The following is a 25,641-nucleotide window of genomic DNA, read 5'->3' as shown; positions in this document are numbered from 1 at the left end:
CAAGTATCGAGTATCAAGAGTGTAGCTGGTTCAATATTTCTCTTGCTACTTGATACTCAAATCTTGATTCTAATTAATCTAATTTTAACACCGCCATAAACGCCGTTTGCGGAATTTCTACGTTACCCACTTGGCGCATGCGTTTTTTACCTTTTTTCTGTTTTTCCAAGAGCTTGCGTTTACGCGAAATATCACCACCATAACATTTCGCCGTTACGTCTTTACGCAAGGCGCTCAACGTTTCGCGGGCAATAACCTTGGCACCAATAGAAGCTTGGATCTTGATCTCAAACTGTTGGCGGGGGATGAGTTCCCTTAATTTTTCGCAGATCTTCTTGCCAAAATCGTAGGCATTGCTACGGTGGATCAATGAAGACAGTGCATCAACAGGTTCGTCGTTCAGCAACATATCCAATCTTACCAAGTCAGACTTACGATAGCCTATTTGATGGTAATCGAACGAGGCATAACCTTTAGAAATGGTTTTTAGCTTATCGTAAAAATCGAATACGATTTCGCCCATTGGCATCTCGAAAATCAGCTCTACGCGATCTGAAGTGAGGTACGATTGGTTAACGATAGTCCCTCTTTTTTGGATACACAATGACATTACCGGACCCACAAACTCGGCTTTGGTAATGATATTGGCTTTAATATAAGGTTCTTCTACAGAATCAAGTTTGCTTGGATCAGGCAAATCAGATGGGTTGTTCACCACAATTTCGGCCCCTTTTGTGGTGTGTGCCACATAAGATACGTTGGGAACGGTGGTAATTACCGTCATATCGAACTCGCGCTCTAAACGTTCCTGGATAATCTCCATGTGCAGCATACCCAAGAAACCGCAACGGAAACCAAAGCCCAATGCCGCAGAGCTTTCTGGCTCGAAAACAATCGAAGCATCGTTTAGCTGCAGTTTGTGCATGGCCTCTCTCAGTTCTTCAAACTCGTCGGTATCAACTGGGTAAATTCCTGCAAATACCATCGGTTTTACCTCTTCAAAACCTTGAATGGCATCAGCAGAGCCGTTTTCTACGGTAGTAATGGTATCACCAACCTTTACTTCTCGTGCTTCTTTAATCCCCGAAATGATATAGCCTACATCTCCGGTCTTCACGCTGTTTCTCGGCGACATGTCCAGTTTCAAAATCCCCACCTCATCGGCCAGGTATTGTTTGCCGGTATTGATGAACTTTACTTTGTCGCCTTTTTTGATTTCGCCGTTTACTACTTTGTAATAGGCAATAATTCCTCTAAAAGAGTTAAACACGCTATCGAAGATCAATGCCTGCAATGGTCCGGTCGGATCGCCAACAGGAGCAGGAACACGGTCAACAATTGCCTGTAAAATATCTGGAATTCCCATTCCGGTTTTGCCAGAAGCTGGGATGATTTCTTCGCGTTTACAACCAATCAGGTCAATAATCTGGTCTTTTACTTCTTCCGGCATGGCGCCAGGCAAGTCCATTTTATTTAAAATTGGAATAATTTCCAAGTCATGTTCCAAAGCCAAATACAAGTTAGAAATGGTTTGGGCCTGTATGCCTTGAGAAGCATCAACAATTAATAAAGCACCTTCGCAGGCCGCAATAGAGCGCGAAACTTCGTAAGAAAAGTCAACGTGGCCGGGCGTGTCGATCAGGTTAAATACATATTCCTCGCCATTCACTTTATAGTTCATTTGGATGGCGTGGCTTTTAATGGTAATACCACGTTCGCGCTCCAAATCCATATTATCGAGCAGTTGGGCTTGTGCCTCGCGCTGGCTAATGGTATTGGTGTATTCTAATAAACGGTCGGCCAAAGTGCTCTTTCCGTGGTCAATATGTGCAATTATGCAGAAATTACGTATGTGCTTCATTTTGTGCAAAGATAGCTTTTTGAAATGGAAGATGAAACAGGGGGAAACACTAAAGGTAAAATGGAAGAGGTGAGATGGAAAATGGAAGCAGAAGGTTAAACATCTTGGGCTATTGACCATTTACTATCGACCATGGACTAAAGAAAAGATTACAATTCCCGACCGGTGGTTTTTTATTTCAAATGCAACTATTGTTTGATATTTTCGTCTTTAATTAAAAGATGCTGATGAAAAATGCTTTGCTGTTTGTATTTGTGCTATTTACTACCCGTTTAGTGGCACAGGATTGTAATTGTGCCATCAATTTCAACTATACCGTAGAAAAAGTGAGCAAGAATTATGCTGGTTATAACGACAAAGTCAATCCTTCAAACCAAAAAGAGTTCGACGGCTTTACCAAGGAATTAGCCGAAAAAGCTAAAAACACCAATAATATAGACACTTGCTACGTTTTGCTACGTAAATGGACCAACTATTTTAAAGACCAGCATTTAAGGGTACAACTCGATTGGCGTTACCGAGAAAAATATCCAGAGAAACTCGGCCAATTAAATAAGCAGTTTGCAAAGTTCAAAGTGCTTCCGCCAGCTGCCACAGATACTTTGGCCAACAAAACCAGTATCAAACAATTGAGTAGTCAAACCTTGCTCATTAGCTTGCCGTCTTTTGAATATGCAGAAAAGAAAAACGTAGATAGCCTAATGAAAAAATACGAAGCCGAATTGCAGGCAACTCCAAATTGGATCATCGATATTAGAGGGAATATGGGAGGAACCGATTTTACTTATAGCCCCTTTTTACCTTACCTTTATACCAATGCTATGGCCACTTTGGCTTCAGAATATTGGGCTACAGCAGATAATATTGCCATTTATGAACAAGAGTTAACCAATAAAAACTTAAATAAAGAAACTGCCAGTTACATAGGTAATATTGTTTCGTTAATGAAAAGCAACATTGGCAAATTTGTAAATCCAGCCGGTAAAGATACTGCTCTAATTACCTTAAGCAAGGTTTACGACTATCCCAAAAAAGTAGCTGTTTTAATCGACCGTAATTCGGCAAGCTCTGCCGAATCCTTTCTGCTGATGGCTAAACAGAGTAAGAAAGTAACCGTTTTTGGCGAAAACTCTTACGGCATGTTAGATTATGCCAATTTTCAATATTTTGATATCCCTTGCGAGGCTTATAACCTAACCATACCCATATCACGTTCTAAACGTCTCCCTAAAAACCCCATAGATAACATCGGTATTGCACCAGATGTAAGAATTGATAATGCCCAAAAAAATAAAATAGGACTGATCAAAGACAGGTTAGAGGCTGCAGATAAATAATTGAGGCGAGAAAATTTAAAGGTAGAAGGTAGAGGGTTTGAAGGTGGAAGGCTAGAGTTTAGTCAGGTCGGACACTGATTAGATAGCTACCTAGAAAAAGCTTTTAAGTTTCCTTGCTAGATTTTTTGAAAAGCAAATTCAGTAGTTCTTCTGTGGCTTCAGTCCCGCTTTTCGCTCTATCTTTTTAGCCTTAGGGCCAAAAAAGGATGTCGCTTCAATCTGGTTTAGTATTGGTGGGCTTGTGGTTTTTTTGCAATTTGAAACCAACTTATTCAAACTTCGTCCGTTTGCAAATTTCTATAAGAAGGGTTTCCTTTATTTTATCGATTTTTTCGTTTTCCTGAATGATATCAACTGCCCAAGCATATTTGGATTCATCGAAGTATGCTTTCCAGTTTGTTTGGTTCAGCAGCTCAGGTAAGGAGTGTAAAGTTTTATCGTCCCACGTGGCATCTCCATGTCCTTTTGTAATGTTTAGCGTAAAGCTTTGGTCTGCATCAAATGGGCGTAATGATAAGCTGTATTTTCTATCTAAACCTTTGAAAGTATTCAGCAAACCTGAAGATTCTTCATACCTGTAACCAATTTCTACTTCAGTATTTAAAAAATCACTAACAGGCTTTTGCTCAGTATGTTCGTAAATGAATTTTTTATTAAGCGAAACGCCATTGTTCCATTTGATTTGAGTTTGATCAAATACAAATGATTTTAATCGATTTGGATAGGCTAAAAAGGGATAACGAGAATAAAGCTTGCTTTTTTCAGGTGAAAATACACGGTATTCGTCATTATCGAACTCAAAAATAAGTTCATAATAAAACGGAACTATCCTTCTAATATTTGGTACTTCCATCTCCTCAATATGCTATGTTGTTAAATTTAATAAATCTTGCGCCTACCTCGCGAAAGTGCTTATTTAACGGTTATTTCATCAAAAAAGGTATGCGCCAAGCCACCGGCACCTTCGTGCCAGCTAGGCAGGGTTCCGTAGTTTTTGGCTACGATTTTAATGTACCTGCAAGCACTGTTTACCTTGGTGCCTAATTCCTTGATTTGGATATTGTAGTCTTTTGCTTCAACAGGCGCTTTTACGGTGCCAATCGATTTAAAGTTCATATCGTCGCCGGCAATAAAGAATTCGGTTTCTGGCGGAAAAATGATCCAAGCCTGCGTATCTTGCAAAGCACCAATGCTTACCGAATTTACCTGCTGGCTTTTGCCCAGGTCTAAAATAGCGTCAAAGTCTTTGCCCCAAACACCCTGCCAGCGGTTGCCAACTCGCCAGTTGATCGCACCTCTAACCCCATCAATCAAGGCATCGTTGCCTCCGCCAGTAAAGCTTTTGTTAATTTCGCTGTTAATTTTAACGCTGTAGCTATTATTGATTTTCTTGTAAACGGCAGTGCTTACATAACTGGTTTTATAGCCTTTTTGGTAGGCAATGGCTTTGATGGTGATGTCGTTGCCGATTTCGAAGGGCGCGGTATATTTTTTCGAATTGGAATTAGGCTCGGTTCCGTCTGTAGTATAATAAATTACAGCGGTAGCCAATGCATCGCTTAATGTTACGGTTGCTTTGTTCTTAAAAGTTTCTTGCGGACCTTCTATAATCGGATTTGGAACAATTAAAGTACCACCGATTTTCATGATTGGTTTTTTCAGGCTGTTCAGATAATTTATATCTGGCTCTGCGCTCATATTGAAATTAAGGCTTGCGCCATTGGCCAGGTTGGCAAAATCCAGGTAAAGCTGGTTGTGGGCCTTGCTATTAATAGAGATGCCTTTGATGTAATAATTGCTTTCATCGCGCTTGGGCGCATTGATAACGATCTTTTTGCCGTTTTCTAAACTGATGCTCATCTTTTTGAACCAAGGCGTACCCACCACATACATGTTGTTGCCAGGCGAAACAGGGTAGAAGCCCATAGCACTCATCACCAGCCAGGCACTCATTTGTCCGCAATCTTCATTGCCCGAAAGGCCATCAGGCTGATCATGGTACTGTTCGTTCATGATTTTGTTGATGTAATATTGTGTTTTCTCAGGATGCGAGGTGAAATTGAACAGGTAAGCCATATGGTGACTAGGTTCATTGCCATGGGCATATTGGCCAATCAATCCGGTAATATCGCTTTGGTCACGGCCAGTAAGGCCTTGTTTGGTGGTAAAAAGCTCATCTAGTTTCTCTTGGTAAGCCTTTTCGCCACCCATCATTTGCATATGGCCGTTTACATCTTGCTGGGTGCTAAAGCTATAATGCCATGAGTTACCTTCGGTATAGTTGTTATTGACTTCTGTTGGATTAAAGGGCTTCCACCAGCCACCATTGTTACGTGCCCTGATATGTCCGGTAGAAGGATCGTATACGTTTTTCCAGTTTTGTGCCCTAGCCATATAAGTTTGGTAATCGGCAATGGCTCCAATCATTTTTGCAAATTGGGCAACACACCAATCGTCATAAGCATATTCTACGGTTTTAGAGGCGCTTTCATGTTCTACATCAGCTAAAACAGCCCCATTTTTGGCATAGACATCAATGCCAAACTGTTTCCGGTTTACGGCATGTTTCATGGCTTCCAAGGCCAATTTAATATCAAAACCACGAATTCCTTTGGCATAGGCATCAGTAATGACTGGGATAGCGTGATTGCCAATCATACAATAAGTCTCGTAATTAGCCAATGGCCAAACAGGCAACAAACCGCTTTGCTGGTGCATGGCCAAAAAGGTTTTGATGAAATCCAATGTACGTTTGCGATCAATTAAGGTCAACAGCGGATTTTCGGTACGGTAAGTATCCCATGAAGAGAAAACTGTGTAATATTCAAAGCCCTTAGCCGTATGGATTTTATTGTCTAAACCACGGTAGCGGTTATCTACATCCATGTATAAATTCGGATTAAGCAGGCTGTGGTAAAGCGCAGTATAAAAAGTAGTTAAGTTTTTGGTATTGGTGCTTTCCACTTCAATCTTGGCTAATTCTTTATTCCAGCTTTGCTGTGCTTTTTCCAGTGTTTTGTCGAAATTAAAACTATCTGTTGATGCATTGAGGTTTTTTAAGGCCCCGGCTTCATCTACCGCAGAAATGGCAATTTGTGCCAGAACGGCTTCTTGGCTATCGGTTTCAAACTGGATGTACAATTTAAGGTTGGTGCCTCTGGCTTTTTTCAGGTTGGGCTGCAGTTCGTCGTTAACGGCAATGCCATAGGTTTTAAAGGGCTTGTTGTAGCGCACATGGAAATAGAGCTCCTGTGCCTTGGCCCATGCGCTTGATTTGCGGTAGCCTCTAATTTCTCGGTCGTTGATGATTTCTACCCAGCTATCCAGCACCTTGTCGCGATGTTTTAAATCAATGATAATGTTCGATTCTTTGGACTTTGGATAAGTAAATTTATACAATCCGGTTCTGCGTGTTGCGGTTACTTCTGCCTTCACCTGGTATTTGTCTAAGAAAGTAGCATAATAACCAGGACTGGCTTTCTCGTTTTTCTTTTGGAAAGGAGATGCGTATTGCTTGTTGATGAATTGAGGCTTTCCGACGGTTGGCATCAGCAGGAAATCGCAATAATCTTCCACGCCTGTACCGCTTAAATGCGTTTGAGAAAAGCCATAAATCAACGAATCGGAATAGTGATAGCCCGAACAGCCGTCCCAACCTTCTAAGCGGGTATCGGGCCCAGGTTGGATCATTCCAAAAGGCAAGGCCGGACCAGGATAGGTATGCCCATGACCACCTGTACCAATAAAAGGGTTGACGTATTGGTTATAGTTCTTTTTGCTTTGGGCCAATGCCACTGTACTGGTGAGTAAAAAGGCAACCAGGAGTTTGGAGAATTTCATCAAGCTATTTTTCAGGTTTAGGTTCTGTCTTTTTCATGCGCGAAAAGGGATAGCCGTTACATCCTTTTTTAGGATTTTGGCGATCTACATAAGCGATTTGTTCTGCCTGCTGATCGGTTTCGGCATCATAAACGGTTAAGCAAAACCCCCAATGCCAAGGTTCCATTCCGCTAAAAGTCATGTAATCTATCCGTGTATATTTGTTGCCATCGGTTTTATTTTTTGCATCGTTTTTGGCAATCAGGTACTGTTTTTCTGGATTCCACTTAACAATATGGTATTTGAGGTTCGGATTTTGAACCCACAAAGTATCGTTAATGGTATAGCTGATGCCATAATCGTCGGTAAAAGTGCCTAGCGCAAAAGCTGGAGCTTTGCTTTCCTTGTTTTGGCTAAACGCCAATAGGGGCCATAACAGGATAAAAGCTAAGGTATATTTCATTTGTTTAATTTGCTGCGAGTTAGTTTATGGATACTGAATAAGATGATTGCTACAAACAAGAATAGAAATGAAGCCAATCTTAACAGCAAGGCGTGATCAAAAATAAAATAGGTATCATGAAAATTGATGTCAAGTGTATCTAGCCTTAAAACAAAAGACAAAACCAGCAATACCGTTGCGAGCAAGAGAAATAAATAGATGGCAAATTTCATTAGGTTGCGTTTAAGGCATTTACAAGGGCTTTTACCTTGGCAAGATCAGTTTGTTCAAATTGATATTCATCTTCCATATCGCCCATTTTGGTTATAGGGTTCCGGTACTCCATCTTACTTTTGACAATTGCCCTTGCCGAAGAATGAAAAGTAGTTGCGCCGGTTTCTTCCTTAATTTGAAGGATATTACTGGCATTTATGCCAGCGCCTGGCATAATTTCAATCCTTCCATTTGCCTGTTTAACCAATTGGGCAATCTGTGGAGCACCTTCTTGTGCACTTGCCGTTCCGCCAGAAGTGAGTACACGAACAATGCCCAGTTCGATCAGGTCTTCTAGTGCCTGCTCCAAATCGTTGCACATGTCAAATGCGCGATGAAAAGCAATGGGCAGGGGAGCGGCAAGCGTGATGAGTTCGGCACAACGTTCCTTGTCTATCGCGCCGTCGGCAGTTAAAATGCCAATAACCACACCAGCACAATCCAGTTCCTTGCAAAGCTGGATGTCTGTCTTCATCAGTTCAAATTCATCGTCGCTGTAAAGGAAATCGCCACCTCGTGGACGGATAATTGGCCAAACTTGAATGTCGAGCTGTTCTTTAGAAAGCTTGATCTGTGCATAGCTTGGCGTAGTGCCACCTTCGGCCATATTTTCGCAGAGCTCTACCCGTTTGGCACCACCAATAGCAGCGGCTTTGGCCGAGGCAAAAGAATTGGCGCAGATCTCTAGCGTAAGTTCAGGCGAATTGTTATTCGTCATCGCTAACCGGATTTAACACTTTCCAACCATTCGCAGTGTTGGCTACGTTGATTTGTTGAACAGATTTTCCGCCATCCGAATACCAGCAAACTTCGGTAATGATCCAATGTTCATCCGTAATTTTCTCCCTGCTTGGAAAAGCACTCGTAATCCCATTAAAGTTCGGAAAACCATATTCGTTGGTGCTTTTGATGAAAGATAATTCCAATACTTCGGCTAGACCTTTTACGGTTTCGTCATCTGGTTCTATGTTCATTTTGGCCATAGTGGTTTTCGCTTCAGCCGTAAAATCCTTGCAGGCCAATACGGCGTCGAGGTCTTCTTTTCTATAAGCGTCTTCTATGGCTAGAATAGCACCTTCGGGGGTGTCGAAATTCGGTTTGAAGTAGTCTACGCCTTCATCTATATACAAGCCAATGCTTTGGTCAAAGTTCTGGCGTTCACTCTCTGGCACGTTGTCTCGAATGGCCCGAATGGTATAGCCTCCAATCAGGCGACCGTGTTCTATGATCATCCAATCTGATACATGATCCCGATCAACGCCTATTTTTTGGTCGATTTTTACCGTTTTTACGTCAACAGGTTCATTGCCAACTGTTCCAAAAAGATTGCCATCTTCATCAAAATGAGGCTCTGTAAGCCAAATATGCTCTCCAAGGTCGCCATCTATAATTTTAACCTTTACCGAAAAGTAAGATTGAAAAGGCTGTGGATTTTGGAGGCTCTCTTCAAAATACCAAAGCGTAAGATTAGCTTTTTCTATGGCCCACTTCATGCCTTCGTCTTCATTGGGCACATAAACCATATCTGGTTCGCCTTTTCGCTCGGCAACGTTCTTTTTTCCGAAAATTTTTGATAGCAATCCCATTGTGTTTTCGTTTAATAATTAATAATAGCTTTTTCCTTTGATGACGAGGTCTTGTTTTTTGGCATCGCAAACCGAATAAGTAAAGCCCTGCTGGATGGCATAAGCTCCATATTCGCCTTTTTTGTTCATGGCCAAAAAGCCTACCTGAATATTTTTAGCCGTTTCTGGCTTCTTTTTAATGATGCGCATCACAGCTTCTTTGCAGGCATCTTCTGGCGAATAGCCTTGACGCATCAGCTCTACCACCAAAAACGAACCAACGTTTCTTACCACTTCTTCGCCAACGCCGGTTGAGGTAGCACCGCCAATTTCGTTGTCAATGTACAATCCGGCGCCGATAATCGGGCTATCGCCTACCCGGCCATGTAGCTTATAGGCCATGCCGCTTGTAGTACAGGCTCCAGAAAGATTGCCGTTTGCATCCAGTGCGATCATGCCGATGGTATCGTGGTTGTATTTGTTTCCAGGCAGTTTTTGAGGAGCAACTTTATCATAGAGTTTGTTCTCGATATTCATTACCGGTTCATATTTGGCTGTTTTGAGCCATTCTTTCCAGTCTTTTTCGCTTTTTGCCGTAAGGAGGTTTTCTTTCTTGAAGCCTTGTTCTAAGGCGAATTGCAAGGCACCGTCGCCAGCCAACATCACGTGTGGGGTTTTTTCCATCACCTTGCGGGCCACCGAAATAGGGTGCATGATATGCTCTAGTGCCAATACTGCGCCACAATTGCCGGCTTCGTCCATGATACAGGCATCCAAGGTTACTTTGCCATCGCGATCGGGTAAGCCACCATAGCCTATAGATTGATTGCTCTCATCCGCTTCTGGTACCCAAACGCCTTGTTCAACCGCATCCAAAGCCCTTCCGTTACCGCTTAATACTTTCCACGCCGCGGCATTGGCTGCTACGCCAAAATCCCAGGTAGAAATTACGATGGGTTTGGTAGCACTTGTATGGCTAGTAGGAATAACATTGGCCATGCTTTTTTTATCGATGGCCAAAAGTGCAGTAGAAAAGGCACCTGCCTTAATAAATTTTCTTCGGTTAAACATATTTGGTTTAGTATAGTAGTTTGGTTTGTTTAGGGATTAAGAGTGAAATTATCGGCATCTTTTAAGAAAGGGAACTGCCTGCGTATTTTTTCCAAATCGGGATAGTTGATGCTGAACGTATAAAGATCTTCGTCTTCCGGCTTGTAATAAACAGTATTGCCATAAGGATCTATGCACATCGAGTGGCCGCTATGGTAAACCTGGTTTCCATCATGACCTACACGGTTAACTGCAATTACATAGCTTTGGTTCTCTACGGCGCGGGCATGGATCAATGTGCGCCAATGCGATGATCTTTTATCTGGCCAGCTGGCTACCAGCAAGAGGATGTCGTATTCGGCATTTTTGTTGCGCAGCCATACCGGAAAACGAAGGTCGTAGCAAACCGCCAGACGTATTTTCCATCCTTTTAGCTCTACAATCAATTGTTTTTCACCTGCAGTATAATTTTCGTCTTCATCGCCCATGCCAAAAAGATGGTGCTTATCGTAATACTGAAAATCGCCATTGGGCAACATCCAGATCATTCGGTTATAGTATTTGCCGTTTTCTTTGATGATCAAGCTTCCAGTTACTGCGCAATCGTAATTGGCAGCGGTTTTGGTAAGCCATTGCATGGTTTTGCCACCCATCTCTTCGGCCATTTCTTCGGCTTTCATGGTAAAACCTGTATTGAACATCTCAGGAAGTACGATGAGGTCGGTTTTTTCGCGAACACCACCGGATAGCCTCAGCGAGATATTCTGAAGGTTCTTGTCAATATTCTCCCAGAACAAATAGGCCTGAAAGACCGTGACTTTAAGGTTTGGGATGTTTAAATATTGTGGACTTTCCATTTTTATAATTTTTTAGGGATGAAAATTATAGTTTTACTAGTCTTTCAACGGCTTTTTCTAATGTATCTTGTTCTTTGGCGAAGCAAAATCTCAATATCTTGTTATCTGTTCCCTTGGTGTAAAATGCCGAAACGGGAATACTGGCCACTCCAAAATCCTTAGTGAGCCTAATGGCCATTTCGGTATCTTTTTCTTCGCTGATTTGATCAAAGCTTACGCACTGAAAATAAGAGCCTTTACAAGGTAATAATTTAAATTTTGTCTCCTTTAACAGGTCGCGGAAGAAATCTCTTTTTTGCTGAAAAAATAAGGACAGTTCTTCGTAAACGTTTTCGCTTTTGAGGTAATTGGTAATGGCTACCTGCATAGGCAGGTTTACACTAAATACGTTAAATTGATGGACCTTTCTAAATTCATTCATTAATTTAGCAGGAGACATACAATAGCCTAATTTCCAGCCTGTAGTGTGTAATAACTTACCAAAAGATGCAACTACAAAACTACGTTCCCTCAGTTCTGGATAGAGTGCTACGCTCTGATGTTGCTCTCCATCAAAAATAAGATGTTCGTACACCTCATCGCTCAAGATCATTACATCTGTGTTTTTCGTGAGCTTAATCAGCGCTTCGATATCAGCCTTGTCCAATATGCTTCCAGTTGGATTTTGAGGACTGTTGAGGATAATCATTTTGGTATTTGCGGTGAAGAGCTTTTTCACCATTTCCCAATCTATTTTATAGTCGGGCGCATGCAGTTCGAATGGCTTAACTAGGCCGCCAAACAGTTTTACGGTGGGCGAATAGCAATCGTAGGCAGGTTCGAAAATAATCACCTCGTCGCCAGGATTGATCACGGCCGCCAAAGCGGTAAAAATGGCCTGTGTGCCACCAGCGGTGATGGTAATTTCTGTATCTGGGTTATAATCTGCCTGATAAAATCTGGCTGCTTTGGCCGCAATTGCTTCCCGCAGGGCCATTAAGCCGGGCATAGGAGCATATTGGTTATGGCCATCCTTCATGGCATCGGCCACGAATTTGATCAGTTTTGGGTCTGCAGGATAGTCTGGAAAACCTTGCGAAAGGTTTATGGCATTGTGTTCTTGGGCTAATTTAGACATCACCGAAAAAATAGTGGTGCCCACAGTAGGTAGTTTAGAATTTATAAGCATCATGTATGACGAAAATAGCAATAATCTCTTTCAATATTGCCAATAACGTTAAAATGATGGTCAAATTATTGGTTAGTAGCCGTATTGGGTTTGATTTTATTATTTCCGATCAACAAACAAAACAAACCGATAACCGCTGCCATAGTCATTACGGCAGGCATAGGCCAAACGGCATCAGCAGCAAATACACTGATCATAGCCGATGCCAAAGCACCCAGACCCATTTGCAGGGCACCCATTAAGGCCGAAGCACTTCCGGCATTTTTGCTAAATGGCGCCAAGGCCAGAGCAGAAGCATTTGGATTGATGAAACCTAAGCAAGATAAAAACAGTGCAATAAAAGCAATCGTAGTATACAAATTGAGTAGGTTATTGACAGCAGCCAGCAAAAACAACAGGCTAAATACACATTGCGCAATCAAAGCCCAGTTCACGATCTGCCTACTGGTAAACCATTTTAAGATATAACTATTTACTTGACTAAATCCGATAAAAAATACTGATAATAAGGCAAATATCCATCCATATCCAGTTTCGCTTACTTTGTAGATGCTCATAAATACGATGGGCGAAGAAGAGACATAAGCGAACAAGCCACTGAAAGTAATGGCGCTGACCAAAGCATAGGTATAGAAAGAAGGCTCTTTAAGCACAATCGCAAAGTTGGTGAGGATGGGTTTAGGCTTAAGTGAATAATTGGGGTTGGGAATAAAGCTTTCGGGCAGTTTCCAGATAGAAAGCAAAAGCATCAGCACAGCCATGCCACTTAAAAATACAAAGATGGAAGGCCAGCCCATAGAAGCGATAAAATAGCTGCCCACAGTAGGAGCCAGCATAGGTGAGGCTGCAATAACCAACATGAGCGAGGCAAATACCTTAGGGCTTTCTTTTACCGTAAACAAATCTCTTACCATGGCTACCGAAGCTACCGCCGTGGCACAGCTCCCAATGGCTTGTACAAACCTTAAAATGATCAGCTGATCTATCGTAGTCACAAATAAACAGCCTAAAGAAGAAGCAATGTATAAGGCTAAACCGAAATAAAGTGGTTTCTTCCTTCCAAACTTATCTAAAAGCGGGCCGTAGAGCAGCTGCCCGGCAGAAATACCGATAAAAAAACTCGACAGCGACAAGGAAACATTAGGTACATCGGTATGCAGGTCTTTGGCAATAGCCGTAAAGCCAGGCAGGTACATATCGATAGAAAAAGGACCGAGTGCAGCCAACAGACCTAATATAAAAATAAGAAGGGTTTTCGATTTCGCCATGAGGTAATTTTAAGAGCAGGCAAAGATGGGCATTTGAAAAATGGGCGCCGTCTAAATCTTGTCAAAATTAGGTTAATATTTTTAGCCGGTTTGTCATCCAGAACGCAATGAAGAATCTATCTCGAGTTGAGATGCCAGATCGTTGTAAGGTATGACGCGTTTGATAGGAACTTGAGTTAAATTGTGACAAAGCGCAAGGGCTTAAAATTTCGTTTATCTTAAAATAGTTGTATTTTAGCTTTTATGACTTTTAAAACCAAGGAAAGCCGTTTGCTACTCGTTCTGGGTGCATTTTTTGTGGCCAATGCCATCTTATCAGAGTTTATTGGAGTAAAGATTTTTTCGGTAGAGGGTACTTTGGGCATCAAGAAATTCGACATCAATTTATTTGGTGTGCCCAACCTCTCTTTCAACATGTCGGCAGGGGTGTTAACCTGGCCAATCATCTTTATCATGACGGATATCATCAATGAGTATTTTGGGGTGAAGCAGGTTCGCTTTCTTTCTATTCTCACTTGTATTCTCATTGCCTTTGCCTTTTTTGTGGCCTGGGGTTCGATGCAGCTTAGTCCTTCGGATTTTTGGGTCAACCAAGATGTAAATGGACATAACCTGAACATGGTTGATGCCTTCGACAATATCTTTGGTCAGGGAATGTGGATCATTGTAGGTTCGCTTATTGCTTTTTTGATTGGACAAATGGCCGATGTAATTATTTTTCACCGCATTAAAAAAGTAACCGGTGAAAGGGCTTTATGGTTGCGCGCTACCGGATCTACTGTAATTTCACAACTGATAGACAGTTTCGTCGTAATCTTTATCGCTTTTTACCTTAATCCGAAATACCACTGGAGCTGGCAAATGGTGGCAGCCATTGGCTTGGTTGGCTACATCTATAAATTTGTGGTGGCACTGCTCATGACTCCGATCTTATACCTCGTACATGGAATTATAGATCGTTATTTAGGCAAGGATTTGGCCCATAGAATGATTAAGATGGCCGGAAGGGGATAATATGCAAGACAATACATTGCTGGCATTAACGTTTATTAGGAATACCGTAATGGGTTTCCCCGGCGTTACCGAACAGCTTTGTTTTGAAACCCCAGCCTTCTATGTAAACAAGCATATTTTTGCCCGGTTAAAAGAAGATGGCGAAAATTTAGTGGTGCATACCTTAGCGCGGGAACAATGGATGCAGAAAGATCCATCAACCTTCTTTATTACAGCCCACTATGTGAAATACAAATACATGTTGGTGAATTTGGATAGGGTTGATCCGGCAGATCTCGAAGCCTTGCTGCTACAGGCTTGAAAAAACAGGGCACCCAAAAAATTGTTGAACGTTTATAATTAAGCATGTATTTCTACCTATTATACTTTGGCGTAGCCAGAAAAGAATTTACCGAACGGGATTTTGAAGAACTATTGGCGCAAGCCAGGTCAAGAAATGCCTCTTTAGATATTACCGGAAAGCTTTTGCATTGCGAGGATACTTTTATACAATTGCTGGAAGGCACAGCAGCGGCTGTAATGGAAGTTTATCAGTCTATTGAAAAAGACAATCGCCTGGTAGCCATCAAAACCATTACTACTGGACATGCCGAGGAGCGATATTATAAAGATTGGAGCATGGATTTTAAGGAAGTAAGCCTAGCAGAAATCAACAAAATAGAAAACTGTGCGCACGAAGATGTCGCGGCCTACATCAAAACCGCCTCAGCCGTAAAACTGCTCAAGCTGTTGGCCAAAGCCTAAATTTCCTGATGTACATTTTCTTGCCAGAATTTGCTTGTTCAAAGTAAATGAGGTATATTTTGTCTTAAAATGGAGCAATCATGAAAGTTGACTATATCGCTTTATCTGTACCTGTCTTTTTCCTGCTGATTGGTATAGAATTGGCCTATTCTTTCTATAAAAAGCTAGGCTATTATCGCCTTAACGATTCTATTGCCAACCTTAGCCAGGGCATTGGCCAACAAGTAACCGGACTTTTCATGAAAACCGCCCTGTTTTTTGGCTACAAATACATTTTCGACCATTGGCGACTGTTTGATTTGCCCAATACCATTTGGGTTTGGATCATTCTTTTTGTTGGGGTCGATTTCTTTTATTACTGGTTTCATCGCATGAGCCATCAGGTTAATGCTTTGTGGGCGGCACATATTGTTCATCACCAATCTGAAGAGTACAACCTTACCGTGGCTTTGCGCCAATCGTGGTTTCAGGGCTGGTTTTCTTGGGTATTTTACTTGCCTTTGGCCTTTATAGGTTTTGATCCGCTCATGTTTTTAACCCTCAGCGCATTCAATACCTTGTATCAGTTTTGGATCCATACCCGAGCCATTAAAAGCATGGGCTTTTTAGAATACATCCTGAATACACCCTCGCATCATCGGGTACACCATGGCTCCAATCCGAAGTACATCGATAAAAACCATGCAGGCTCGCTTATTATCTGGGACAAGATGTTTGGTACTTTTCAAAAGGAGGAAGAGGAGGTGTATTATGGCATTACCAAGCCATTGGCCAGTTGGAATCCGGTTTGGGCTAATGTGCATTATTGGGCCGAATTGGTGAGTACCGCTCGCCAAACGGATGGTTTTGCAGATAAAATAAGGGTTTTTATCAAGCCACCGGGATGGTTTCCTGCTTCTTTGGGTGGATTTAAGCCAGCACCCGAAATAGATGTGCTGAATTACAGAAAGTTCGATTCAAGCTATAGCAAAGGCTTGGTAGGCTATGTGCTGTTTCAGTTTGTGGTGGCCTTGGCCGTAGGTTCGGCTTTGTTGTTTCTCTATCCAAAAATGACTGGCGAAGCCGTGATTGGCTCCGCTGTTTTTACCATTTTGACCTTGCTGAGCTGTGGCGCACTGTTAGAAAACAAAACATGGCTCAGGTATTTCGAATTTATTCGTCTGATTGCCAGTTTGCTTGCACTCTACTTATTTAAGGATATCGCGATTTTTAATACTTTAGCCATCGTTTTTACCATCATTCAGGTCGGCTCGCTCATCTGGTTCTATTTTTTACAACATACAATCATCCATGTTAAAGAAACATCTACAGTTTAACTTTGCATTCGCACTTATTTTTATTGTTCAGCTTTTGGTCGAATCAGACCCTGATACTTCTAAACTAGTGCTATTGGATTTTCACTATGTTGTTAAACCTTTAATTACGATATCACTGATGCTGTTTTTGGGTTATCAAACCCAGCTGAAGGGCCGTTTTGCCAAGCGTATATTTGGAGGCCTGCTGTTTGGCCTTTTTGGCGATTGTTTCTTGATGTTTCAAGCCGTTAACCCTTCATTTTTTCTTTTTGGCCTGGCTTCTTTCCTAATCGGACATCTGTTTTACGTTACTGCTTTTTATCTTGATTACATTTGGAATCCAAGGATAGAAAAGAGCTATACGCGTTGGGCACTGGTTATTTTTGGACTGTTCTGCTTCGGCTTTTATATCTATTTGCGTCCTTATCTGGCCGATATGAAAATACCGGTTATGGTTTATGCCTTTGTCATCTCGCTAATGGGCATTATGGCAGCCAACAGAAAGGGCAGGGTAAACACTCTGAGCTTTAAATTAGCAATGTGGGGCGCCGTGTTGTTTATCGTTTCTGATTCGGCATTAGCCTATAACCGTTTTGTATTTGCTTTTGATTATGCCGGCTTGGTAGTGATGGCTACTTATATGTTGGCCCAATACCTGATTACCATGGGCGCGGTAGAGCGCAAGATGAAGAAGAAATCCGCTATGGAAGCGTAATTGATTAGCGTTTTTCCCGATCCAGGACCGTAAATGTCTGTATCAGGCGTTCTCCTTTTTCATCAACTAAGGTAAGCGTATGTTTGCCTGGCGCAGGGTTTACAGCCATTTGATGGAATGATTGGGTAGTGCCAATATAATTTTGGTCAATATGCCAATAGATTTTCAGCCTTGGGTTGCGGTGTGCCACGTTGAATATCACTTTGCCTCTGGTTCCATCTAATTCAACCGGAATATAAACCACTGCATTGTTTTTTGGGTAGATCATATCCATGGCCAGTTGGCCGGTTACATCTTCGCAACCAGGTTTGTAAGGGGGCAGGGGCTTATAATCGCTGTTTTTGATTTTGTAATAATATTCCATTGCCGGAGGCAGGATAAACCATTTGGCATGTTGCATTTGTGCCGGGCTTTCGCATTTATCCGTTACGCGATATTGCCCACTTGCATCCAAATGAACCAATTGATGATAGGGGCACACCCTGGTTTTTTCTCCTGCAAAAGGTACCATTTCGCTTATTTTTTCTGGACAGTTTTCTCCTGCCTTAAAACCGCTTTGCTTGCAAACCAGTATTTTCTTGAGTTTTGTTTTTGGAGTTTGAAACCATTTGGAATTAGGCAATAACCTAAAAATATCAAAAAGGACAGGAGCGGCCGCTTCTATGCCCATTAATCCTGGCCGGCCTTCGCCATCGGCATTGCCCACCCATACGCAGATCACATAATCTGGACTTAAGCCAATGGCCCAGGCATCCCTAAAGCCAAAACTGGTTCCTGTTTTCCAGGCTACGCGCTGCGAGGAAGAAAACTGTTCCCACAAACCCTCATCACCGGGACGCATTACCTCTTCCATGGCATTAAATGTTGCCCAAATGGAGCCATGATCGAGTACAGAATTGGGTTCAATGTCGCTTTTATTTAGGCTTGAAGGCTTGATATTCTTGACATAAGATGGCACATCATAATCATGTGGATTATATTTGCCTTGGTAATCGTTAAAATGGTTCAAGGTTCGGGCCATGCCCATATAGCCTTTAGCCAAATCCCACATGGTAACTTCGCTGCCACCCAAAATAAGCGATAACCCATAATGATCTGCAGGCTGATTAAGCGTACCAAAGTGCAGTTTTTTCAGCTGATCATAAAAACGCTCGTACTTGTATTGCTGCAGCATTTTAACCGCTGGTATATTCAGCGACCTGCTCAAGGCTTTATCGGCAGCAATAGCACCATCGTAACCCAAGTCATAATTCTGTGGCGTATAACCGGCAATCTGTGTAGGTACATCGGCAACTAGGCTATGTGGCAACAGCATGCCATCGCTTAGCATACTGGCGTAGAGCAGGGGTTTTAGCGTACTCCCTGGACTGCGGGGTGCCTTGATCATATCGACATGGCTTTCGAGCTCTTTGTTGGCTGGCTGATAATTATTGCCCACGTAGCTCACCACGGTTGCTGTTTTTACATCGAGCACCAAAGCGGCTATGTTATTGATCCCGTTAGCTTTGTATCGGTTATTGTATCTTTTAAGTAGTTCGTTTACTTTTAGTTGTAAATCGTAATCTAAAGTTGAACTTAATTTAGTGGAAGGAAGTTTTAAGGCCTTTCTTTCTTCTTTAAAACGGTTAAGCAGGTGCGGTGCGTTTTGTGGCAAAGGCAAAGGCTGGGCAGGTATAGGTTCAGATTTGGAAAGATCGGCTGTAGTTTGGTCTATGTATTGAAGCTTGGCCAGCTTATCCAACAGATCATTGCGCTTTTTGATGAGCTTATGAGAGTTTTTACCCGGATGAACCAAAGAGGGACTGTTGGGCAATACTGCTAAAGTAGCCATTTCTCCCCAGGATAAATCTTTCGCCTTGCGGCCATAATATCGCCAGCTGGCGGCTTCCAGGCCCACAACATTGCTTCCAAAAGGTGCATTTGCTGCATACAGCCCCATGATTTCATCTTTTGAATAGCTGAGCTCCAATCGCATGGCCAAATACATTTCAATCAGTTTTTGCCAAACACTCCGGTTTTGCTTGCGCGAAAGGCGGATAACCTGCATGCTGATGGTACTGCCGCCACTCACTACGCTGCCCGATTTTAGGTTCTGTTTCATTGCCCGGCTCATGGCTACCGGATCTACTCCAAAATGCAGGAAGAACCGTTGGTCTTCAAAGCTGATAAGGCATTTTACAAATTTATCAGGAACGGAATCGGCTACCGGAAAACGCCACTGCCCATCAGATGCAATGGCTGCACTGAGGAGTTCGCCATTGCCGGCTTCTACCACATAGGAGGTTGGGGTTTTAAACAGTTGCTTGGGCAAAGAAAACAAGAAAAACAAAACCAATAGCAAGCAAATACTATCGCTAATTAAGATTGCTTTTGGTAGTTTGTTCATTTTTAGGCGCAAAGGGGTAACATTTTACGTCCCTACTTGATTTATATAAAAAATCAATGTTATGGAAAAGATTGTTACTTTTTTGAGATTTACAGCAGGGTTTATTCGTTTTTTGATGATTAATATTTGGCCGAGACTTTAGGTGCTAGTCCGCAGTCCTAAGTCGATAGTCCATAGTCAGGGATAAGTTGACTACGGACTACAGACTCAGGACTAAAAGACTATTTAATCACCTGCACCCATTTTCCTGCTACTGTTGCGCTAATGTTGTTGTTGTACATCGCTTCGCATTGTACGGCAGACAGGTAATATTTGCCCAGGTATGATGCATTGAGCAATACTTTATAGGTCAGTGATTCATTCTCTCGGATATTGAAATAGGTGAACACACGGTCATCCCTGATATCCCTATAAGTGTAAGGAGATGAGGCCAGCATGCTTTCGTTGTCGTTTAGGCGGGTATTGATAATCTCCCAGCCCGATGGGAAAATCTGCGTCAAGGCCATCTGCTCATAATAACCCATTTTCCCTGGGTTTTTAACGGTTACTTCGGCATAAAAATCGGTTCCCTGTTTCAATGTACTTGGATCCAATATTTGGCCTCTTAGCGTTTTGTAAGTTACCGAAAGGTCTAACGCATCAGGATTGTTTGGCAAGAAGTTGTTCTGGCCTGCCATTGGCTGTCCCTGTAGCACCAAACGAACAAACAGCACATTGTTGCCTGTATTGGTAATGCTTACCGTATTGTTTTTAAAGCTTAGCGCACTGCTGTTCAAGTATTGTTCGCTGTTTACATCTCCTTTTTGACCATCTATCACATAATTGTACTGCAGCTTATTCGAACTGCTGTTTTGTCCGCAGAACTTGGCAATAGCCAATAAGCTGTAGGCTGTAGTTTGTGTACTGTACCAAGTATCCTTGCCTAATCGTGAGGCCACACTTTGGAGCAATTGCGCCGCTTTTGCTTTTTGGCCCATTAAGGTCAAGGTTTCCATGATCATGGCTTCATCTCTGAGTTCTGAACCATAAGTACCGCCTAATTGGTTATAAGGCTCTACTGTTAAGGCTAATCCCCTAATCAATCCATTAGCTGCCGCGGCTTGTCCGGCCAGTTGATAGGCGGCTGCCAATCGCCATTTGGCACTTACCGATAAGTATTCAAAAGCCCTCAACCTATTCATGGCAGCCATTTCTGGTTTTTTGGCCAAGGCCAATACGTATAAGCGATAAGCTTGACTTAAATCGCCTCCATAGAAGTTGTTGCTGTTTGGCGCCCAGTTGTTGGCCTTGCTTTTTTGGTAACGGATCAGTTCATCTAACATGCCTACAGGTAGGGTATAGCCTGCATTTTGTGCTTCTACCAAGAAATGTCCGGCATAATTGCTTCCCCATTCGTCTGCTGATCCTTCACCCGGCCAATAGCTTAAGCCGCCTTCTGTAGTTTGGAAGCCTTTTAATCGGTTAATGCCCGACTTGATATTCCGCTCCACCTCGGTTTTCTTTTGATTGCTCAATGGTGTTAATTTATCCAGCATCAATTGTGGGAAAATACTCGAAGTAGTTTGTTCAACACAGCCGTGAGGATATTGGATCAAATAACTTAGGCGTTTATTGAGGTTCATAGGCGGAATGGACGACACCTCTACAGTTCCAGAGTTGGTTCCTGCCATCCCGATAGGGCTATAGGCTGTTTTCCAAGTCTGCTTAGGCTGCAGGGTCGCAGCGATTACGTTGGTTACATACGGATTTGGATTGCGTACATCCATTTCCACGTCATATACCGTTTTCTCGGCACCGCTTTGCGCTACTATTCTCACTTTGGCCACGCCAATAGCATTTGGTGCGGTTACTTGGAAATAGGTCATTTGCTCGCCAGCCTGCTTAAAGCTCAACTGTTGTGTTTTAGCCCCACTAACTGCCAATTGGCCGCTTTGCAATTGTACACTTACGTTTTTAAGGCTGTTGTTGGTTGCAAAAATGTTCACTGGTAGGGTAAAGCTCTCGCCAGGACCGATTACCCTTGGGAGGGTAGCCAATACCATTAAAGGCTTTTTAACCTCTACGCTCTTCTCTGTATAGCCGTAAGCGCCATCTTGTGCGGCTACTACCATCGCCCTCACCGCGCCAATGTACTGTGGCAAAGTAAACTTATGGGTTTTGCTTTCGCCTTTGCCCAGCTGATATGGTCCCATGAATTTAACCACAGGTTTGAAGCGGTTGGCTTTTGCCGGATTGAGGTTTTTGTTCACGCTTCCGTCACCACCAATACTCAGGATGCGTTCCAGGTTACCGCCCCATGCACCCAGTACCTGGTCAAATAGATCCCAGGTTTTAACACCTAAACCTTCTCTGGCATAGAAAATACTGTGCGGGTCTGGTGTTTTAAAGCGGGTAAGGTCTAATAATCCTTCATCCACCAAAGCAATGGTATAAGTCATTGCCTTTCCTTTTTCTTCGGCAACCGTAATGCTGCTTTCTATTTCAGGTTTCAAGACTGATGGCATTTTGATCAGCGGCTTCAATATTGTTTCCGGATCTTCGATGCTCAACGGAATGGCACCATACATCCTGATCGGCAAATCGTTTAAGGTTTGTGCATGTGGCTGCAAGAGGGTGACATTGGCAAATATATTTGGCGCCATGTTTTTCTCGGCCTTGAACTTAAATTGGGTTTGGCCTTTTTCGGTGTCTATCCAATAGGTTTTAAGCACACGGCTACCGTTTTCAATAGAAATCAAGGCACGGCCATTTTCTCCTGTCGGAATGGTTAACACCACATCTTCGCCTACATTAAATTTTTCTTTGTTAGCGGTAAACGAAAGCATCGATGCTTCTGTCGGGTTATTAGCCTGTTCGCGTTGTGCCCATCCTGGCCAATCTACATAAACCGATTTTCCAGTGGTATGGCCACCGAAACCATCGCGTACCAAGATCAAATAACGGCCCCATTCAGGTTCGTTGAGGCGTAAGGTCCAAGAGCCTTTGCCATTGTACAGCGTTACCGATTGCTTCTGTACCAATTTGTTGTATTGGTTCTGCGTAAAATTGGCATAGCTTTCCTGACCATCTTGTTCCCACCACCAGCGCCATTGTACTTTATAAAGTTCTACTTCAACAGTTTTGCTGCCAGCCAATAAACGTCCGTTCCTGTCAACATTTACCAATTCTACCTTATGGTCTTGTCCGGTAACCAACATGCCACTTAAACGGTCGCCTTTTGGTGTTTTTACGCCCAGGTAATTGTCATAAACATGGTAAGGAATGCTAAAATTATCAATGCTGAAATTGCCGCCTGGTTCGAATACCTTGGTGGTGAAGTTGGCTTTTAACATGCCTGGAGCGGTATTGCTTTCGCTTAAATTGGTATTCACCGTAGCCGTTCCGCTGGCATTAAGCGTGCCTTCGAAAATGGTTTTTACCTGCGATTCGAAATTAACGGTCGGATTGTCAAAGCTATATTCGTCAAAGCCCTTGAACTTGGTTTGCATGGTATTCAAGTTCACATCTACCTTGGCTTTCAGGTTTTGTGCCGGCGTACCGAACAACCATTTTGCCGAAAGGGTAGTGGCCGATGAAGCACCATTGCCCAAATAGGTTTTGCCACCCAAATCAAAATTGATTTTTAGGCGGTTAGGCATAATGGTTTCGATTTTGATGGTTTTAGAGAAAGAAGCACCACCAACTTTCACTTTTGCCAGCCAGTTGCCGGTAGGAGCAGTACTTTCAGTAGCGGTTTTAAAAGTGTAGAAACCATTTAAGGCTTGCGCACTCACCATCTTTTTCGCCAATTGGCCCTTCGGATTATAGAATTCGAAAGTAACCGGATAATTTACTGGCAGTTTCTTTAGTTTGTCTTCCAAGATAAACGATAGGTAAACGCTATCGCCCGGACGCCAAACGCCACGCTCACCGTAAATAAAGCCCTTGATTCCTTCCTGCACTACATCGCCACCTACATCAAAACGGCTCAATGGCAAAGAATTGCCGTCATCGAGTTTCAAATAGCCTCTTTCTTTGCCGTTCTTGGCAATCAAAAGAAAAGGTTTGCGCTTGAGGTCGAAAGCTGCCCAGCCATTGCCGTCGGTTTTTACGGTAGTTAATACCTGTCTTTGGTAGTCGAGCAATTCCACATCAACACCACTCAATGGTTTTGCGGTAAGCAGGTCGGTTGCCACCACTAACATGCTATTGTCATTGCCTCGCTTGGCAATTAAGCCAATGTTTGAGGCCAACAAGTTTCTGCTAGCCCAGCGTTCGTTGGTATAATAGGATGAAGTACAAGGATTATCGCGGTCGTCCCAACGGTAATGTTCCGGATAGTAGCTGTTGTAGCGCTCCCAAAATTCATCGTCCTCATCAATTTTTTCTCCATAGCTGTTGTAGCCTCCTTCATCGTATTCGTCGCCACCATCATTTCCATCCGTATTGGCTTCTTCAGCTTTGCAGTCGTAAACGTTATATGCTTGTCTAAAGCCTATGGTTACGCGGTACATGGCCCCAGGTTCGGTTCTGATCAGTTTATCCAGGTCGAGGGTAAAACGTGTTTTCTTGTGCAGGTTAATCGCTTTGTCTTCATCTAATCGGATGGTTTTCTGCACTACAGGTTTTGCTACGCGACGCAATTCATTTCCTTCTTTGTAATTGTTGACCTGAAAAAACTGCGGAATGTTGTCTTCATAGATTTTGATGATGGTTACATCTACCGCTTTCAGGTTTACCGCCTCAAAAGGCAAAACCAACTTGCCCGAATTTGGCAATATCGTTCCTGTTCCGGCTATGGTAACCGATGGCTGTTTGTTTTCGAAAATGATATTGGCAGTTTGGGCACCTTGCAAGGTTTTGCCTTCAATATTGGCAATGCCTGCATTTACCGTTACATTGTAGTTGCCCTGCAATTCGTTGGGTGCATAAACTTTTATCTGGCTGCCATCAATGGTATAACGGAGGTCCTGCAGGTCGCCCAAAGTGATTAAGCCGTTTAAATCTTGGCCTACGTTGACAGGCTCTGAACATTGGATCAAAGCAAAATCTTCAGCTCCTTGCATGGCTTTGATATCCAGTACTTTGAAGATAGCCTTGGCAGGAACCAATACCTTCTCTTCGCCTTTGTTATCTGAAGCACCAATGGCATCGCCATTCCACTTAAGGAGGAGGGACTGTTCACCGCCTGCTTTTTTGATGCTGTCTATCGTAAAGGTCGATTTGTGCTTTTCCGGATCGTGCTGCCATTTGATTTTCAGTTTTTGTCCAAAATCTACATGCAGCGATTTTTCAATGCTCTGTTGCTCCTCAACATCTGCAGTATTCACTTCCCCACTTAATTTCATGTAGGTTAAAGAAGTATTGTTTTGCGAAATCAATCCATTCTGAGCCAAACTAAGCCCCGGTTTGATGACTTTAAAATCGAAATCAAATTCCTCTAAACCCTTTTCTGTGGTGGTAATCTTGTCGAGATACAAGGTTGCCTCATATTTTTGATCGGGTTTAAGCGCTTCTTCTGGCCTAAATTCGATGGTTTGTGCATCAATCCAAAATGTTTTGCCTTTAATGCTTGGCGAGAAATCAACCAGTTCCCTCTCATCGGGTTTGCCCAAATCAGTCAGGTTTTTTACGGCGCTAGCCAGGTGGATGCGAATGAAGCTCTTTTTAGAAATCGTGCCCGAAGTGTAGGATTCGATATACTTGGCATATGCCTGGTTATCTTGATGCTTTTTCTTCTTGAAAATAAAGAAAGCCGCGCCAGCAATGATTATGGCTAAAACGCCAATAAGAATGTATTTTTTGCTATTTGAAGGGGTTTTTCCGGTGTTTTCCATACAATGAATTGGTGATGTATGAAAATTAAGG

At 42.7% G+C, this 25,641-nt stretch carries 18 protein-coding genes; 6 read left to right on the top strand and 12 right to left on the bottom strand.

Annotation, left to right across the window (positions count from 1 at the left end):
• Positions 1-73 precede the first annotated feature (73 nt).
• Positions 74-1,861: a translation elongation factor 4 gene (gene lepA / locus AC570H_RS07230; protein WP_497353195.1), complete on the bottom strand. Its 1,788-nt coding sequence runs from the start codon at positions 1,859-1,861 to the stop codon at positions 74-76.
• A 227-nt stretch (positions 1,862-2,088) separates the two neighbouring features.
• Between lepA and AC570H_RS07225 the strand changes: the two genes are divergently transcribed.
• The gene (locus tag AC570H_RS07225; protein WP_497353193.1) at positions 2,089-3,198 is read left to right on the top strand and encodes a S41 family peptidase; all 1,110 of its coding nucleotides are present in this window, start codon (positions 2,089-2,091) and stop codon (positions 3,196-3,198) included.
• A gap of 268 nt (positions 3,199-3,466) precedes the next feature.
• On the opposite strand, the gene AC570H_RS07220 is transcribed toward AC570H_RS07225, so the two are convergent.
• From AC570H_RS07220 to AC570H_RS07180, 9 genes are all read right to left on the bottom strand, one after another.
• Complete coding sequence (locus AC570H_RS07220) at positions 3,467-4,051, bottom strand: hypothetical protein (protein ID WP_497353191.1); 585 nt, start codon at positions 4,049-4,051, stop codon at positions 3,467-3,469.
• 59 nt (positions 4,052-4,110) lie between these two features.
• Positions 4,111-7,038 carry a GH92 family glycosyl hydrolase gene (locus AC570H_RS07215; protein ID WP_497353189.1) on the bottom strand — a complete coding sequence of 976 codons (2,928 nt, stop codon included), beginning with the start codon at positions 7,036-7,038 and terminating at the stop codon, positions 4,111-4,113.
• 4 nt (positions 7,039-7,042) lie between these two features.
• Complete coding sequence (locus AC570H_RS07210; RefSeq protein WP_497353187.1) at positions 7,043-7,480, bottom strand: hypothetical protein; 438 nt, start codon at positions 7,478-7,480, stop codon at positions 7,043-7,045.
• A 211-nt stretch (positions 7,481-7,691) separates the two neighbouring features.
• Complete coding sequence (locus AC570H_RS07205) at positions 7,692-8,450, bottom strand: copper homeostasis protein CutC (protein WP_497353185.1); 759 nt, start codon at positions 8,448-8,450, stop codon at positions 7,692-7,694.
• Positions 8,440-9,318 (bottom strand): YegJ family protein, encoded by an 879-nt coding sequence (locus AC570H_RS07200; RefSeq protein WP_497353183.1) that lies wholly within the window; start codon positions 9,316-9,318, stop codon positions 8,440-8,442. Before AC570H_RS07200 ends, AC570H_RS07205 begins: the two co-directional genes overlap by 11 nt.
• An 18-nt stretch (positions 9,319-9,336) precedes the next feature.
• Entirely contained in the window at positions 9,337-10,368 is a 1,032-nt protein-coding gene (locus AC570H_RS07195; protein ID WP_497353181.1) for a glycosylasparaginase, read from the bottom strand.
• A gap of 29 nt (positions 10,369-10,397) precedes the next feature.
• Positions 10,398-11,204 (bottom strand): nitrilase family protein, encoded by an 807-nt coding sequence (locus AC570H_RS07190; RefSeq protein WP_497353179.1) that lies wholly within the window; start codon positions 11,202-11,204, stop codon positions 10,398-10,400.
• 25 nt (positions 11,205-11,229) lie between these two features.
• Positions 11,230-12,375: a methionine aminotransferase gene (locus tag AC570H_RS07185; RefSeq protein ID WP_497353177.1), complete on the bottom strand. Its 1,146-nt coding sequence runs from the start codon at positions 12,373-12,375 to the stop codon at positions 11,230-11,232.
• 62 nt (positions 12,376-12,437) lie between these two features.
• On the bottom strand, positions 12,438-13,640 hold the full coding sequence (locus AC570H_RS07180; RefSeq protein ID WP_497353175.1) for a multidrug effflux MFS transporter: 1,203 nt from the start codon (positions 13,638-13,640) through the stop codon (positions 12,438-12,440).
• 243 nt (positions 13,641-13,883) lie between these two features.
• Here AC570H_RS07180 and AC570H_RS07175 point away from each other — a divergent pair, with 243 nt between their 5' ends.
• The 5 genes from AC570H_RS07175 to AC570H_RS07155 all read left to right on the top strand — a co-directional run bounded on the left by AC570H_RS07175 (position 13,884) and on the right by AC570H_RS07155 (position 17,408).
• Positions 13,884-14,654 (top strand): queuosine precursor transporter, encoded by a 771-nt coding sequence (locus AC570H_RS07175; protein ID WP_497353173.1) that lies wholly within the window; start codon positions 13,884-13,886, stop codon positions 14,652-14,654.
• 1 nt (position 14,655) lies between these two features.
• On the top strand, positions 14,656-14,955 hold the full coding sequence (locus AC570H_RS07170; protein ID WP_497353171.1) for an MmcQ/YjbR family DNA-binding protein: 300 nt from the start codon (positions 14,656-14,658) through the stop codon (positions 14,953-14,955).
• Positions 14,956-14,999: 44 nt separating this feature from the next.
• Complete coding sequence (locus AC570H_RS07165; protein WP_497353169.1) at positions 15,000-15,398, top strand: BLUF domain-containing protein; 399 nt, start codon at positions 15,000-15,002, stop codon at positions 15,396-15,398.
• Positions 15,399-15,478: 80 nt separating this feature from the next.
• A complete protein-coding gene (locus AC570H_RS07160) occupies positions 15,479-16,714 on the top strand; it encodes a sterol desaturase family protein (RefSeq protein ID WP_497353167.1) in 1,236 nt (411 codons plus the stop codon).
• Positions 16,689-17,408 (top strand): lysoplasmalogenase, encoded by a 720-nt coding sequence (locus tag AC570H_RS07155; RefSeq protein WP_497353165.1) that lies wholly within the window; start codon positions 16,689-16,691, stop codon positions 17,406-17,408. Before AC570H_RS07160 ends, AC570H_RS07155 begins: the two co-directional genes overlap by 26 nt.
• Before the next feature lie 4 nt (positions 17,409-17,412).
• Here AC570H_RS07155 and pbpC read toward each other — a convergent pair whose 3' ends face one another.
• Positions 17,413-19,794: a penicillin-binding protein 1C gene (gene pbpC, locus AC570H_RS07150; protein WP_497353163.1), complete on the bottom strand. Its 2,382-nt coding sequence runs from the start codon at positions 19,792-19,794 to the stop codon at positions 17,413-17,415.
• 221 nt (positions 19,795-20,015) lie between these two features.
• Complete coding sequence (locus AC570H_RS07145; RefSeq protein WP_497353161.1) at positions 20,016-25,610, bottom strand: alpha-2-macroglobulin family protein; 5,595 nt, start codon at positions 25,608-25,610, stop codon at positions 20,016-20,018.
• Positions 25,611-25,641: the final 31 nt, after the last annotated feature.

The sequence above is a fragment of the Pedobacter sp. B4419 genome (assembly GCF_059693725.1).
The sequence above is the reverse complement of the archived record's forward strand: the minus strand, read 5'-3'. Positions and strand labels throughout refer to the sequence as shown.

Bases quoted from the DNA above. Each gene is read 5' to 3' on its own strand.
- AC570H_RS07225 (WP_497353193.1), top strand. From the start codon at position 2,089: ATGAAAAATGCTTTGCTGTTTGTATTTGTGCTATTTACTACCCGTTTA.
- AC570H_RS07180 (WP_497353175.1), bottom strand. From the start codon at position 13,640: ATGGCGAAATCGAAAACCCTTCTTATTTTTATATTAGGTCTGTTGGCT.
- AC570H_RS07185 (WP_497353177.1), bottom strand. From the start codon at position 12,375: ATGATGCTTATAAATTCTAAACTACCTACTGTGGGCACCACTATTTTT.
- lepA (WP_497353195.1), bottom strand. From the start codon at position 1,861: ATGAAGCACATACGTAATTTCTGCATAATTGCACATATTGACCACGGA.
- pbpC (WP_497353163.1), bottom strand. From the start codon at position 19,794: ATGAACAAACTACCAAAAGCAATCTTAATTAGCGATAGTATTTGCTTG.
- AC570H_RS07210 (WP_497353187.1), bottom strand. From the start codon at position 7,480: ATGAAATATACCTTAGCTTTTATCCTGTTATGGCCCCTATTGGCGTTT.
- AC570H_RS07155 (WP_497353165.1), top strand. From the start codon at position 16,689: ATGTTAAAGAAACATCTACAGTTTAACTTTGCATTCGCACTTATTTTT.
- AC570H_RS07200 (WP_497353183.1), bottom strand. From the start codon at position 9,318: ATGGGATTGCTATCAAAAATTTTCGGAAAAAAGAACGTTGCCGAGCGA.
- AC570H_RS07165 (WP_497353169.1), top strand. From the start codon at position 15,000: ATGTATTTCTACCTATTATACTTTGGCGTAGCCAGAAAAGAATTTACC.
- AC570H_RS07215 (WP_497353189.1), bottom strand. From the start codon at position 7,038: ATGAAATTCTCCAAACTCCTGGTTGCCTTTTTACTCACCAGTACAGTG.
- AC570H_RS07145 (WP_497353161.1), bottom strand. From the start codon at position 25,610: ATGGAAAACACCGGAAAAACCCCTTCAAATAGCAAAAAATACATTCTT.
- AC570H_RS07160 (WP_497353167.1), top strand. From the start codon at position 15,479: ATGAAAGTTGACTATATCGCTTTATCTGTACCTGTCTTTTTCCTGCTG.
- AC570H_RS07205 (WP_497353185.1), bottom strand. From the start codon at position 8,450: ATGACGAATAACAATTCGCCTGAACTTACGCTAGAGATCTGCGCCAAT.
- AC570H_RS07195 (WP_497353181.1), bottom strand. From the start codon at position 10,368: ATGTTTAACCGAAGAAAATTTATTAAGGCAGGTGCCTTTTCTACTGCA.
- AC570H_RS07220 (WP_497353191.1), bottom strand. From the start codon at position 4,051: ATGGAAGTACCAAATATTAGAAGGATAGTTCCGTTTTATTATGAACTT.
- AC570H_RS07190 (WP_497353179.1), bottom strand. From the start codon at position 11,204: ATGGAAAGTCCACAATATTTAAACATCCCAAACCTTAAAGTCACGGTC.
- AC570H_RS07170 (WP_497353171.1), top strand. From the start codon at position 14,656: ATGCAAGACAATACATTGCTGGCATTAACGTTTATTAGGAATACCGTA.
- AC570H_RS07175 (WP_497353173.1), top strand. From the start codon at position 13,884: ATGACTTTTAAAACCAAGGAAAGCCGTTTGCTACTCGTTCTGGGTGCA.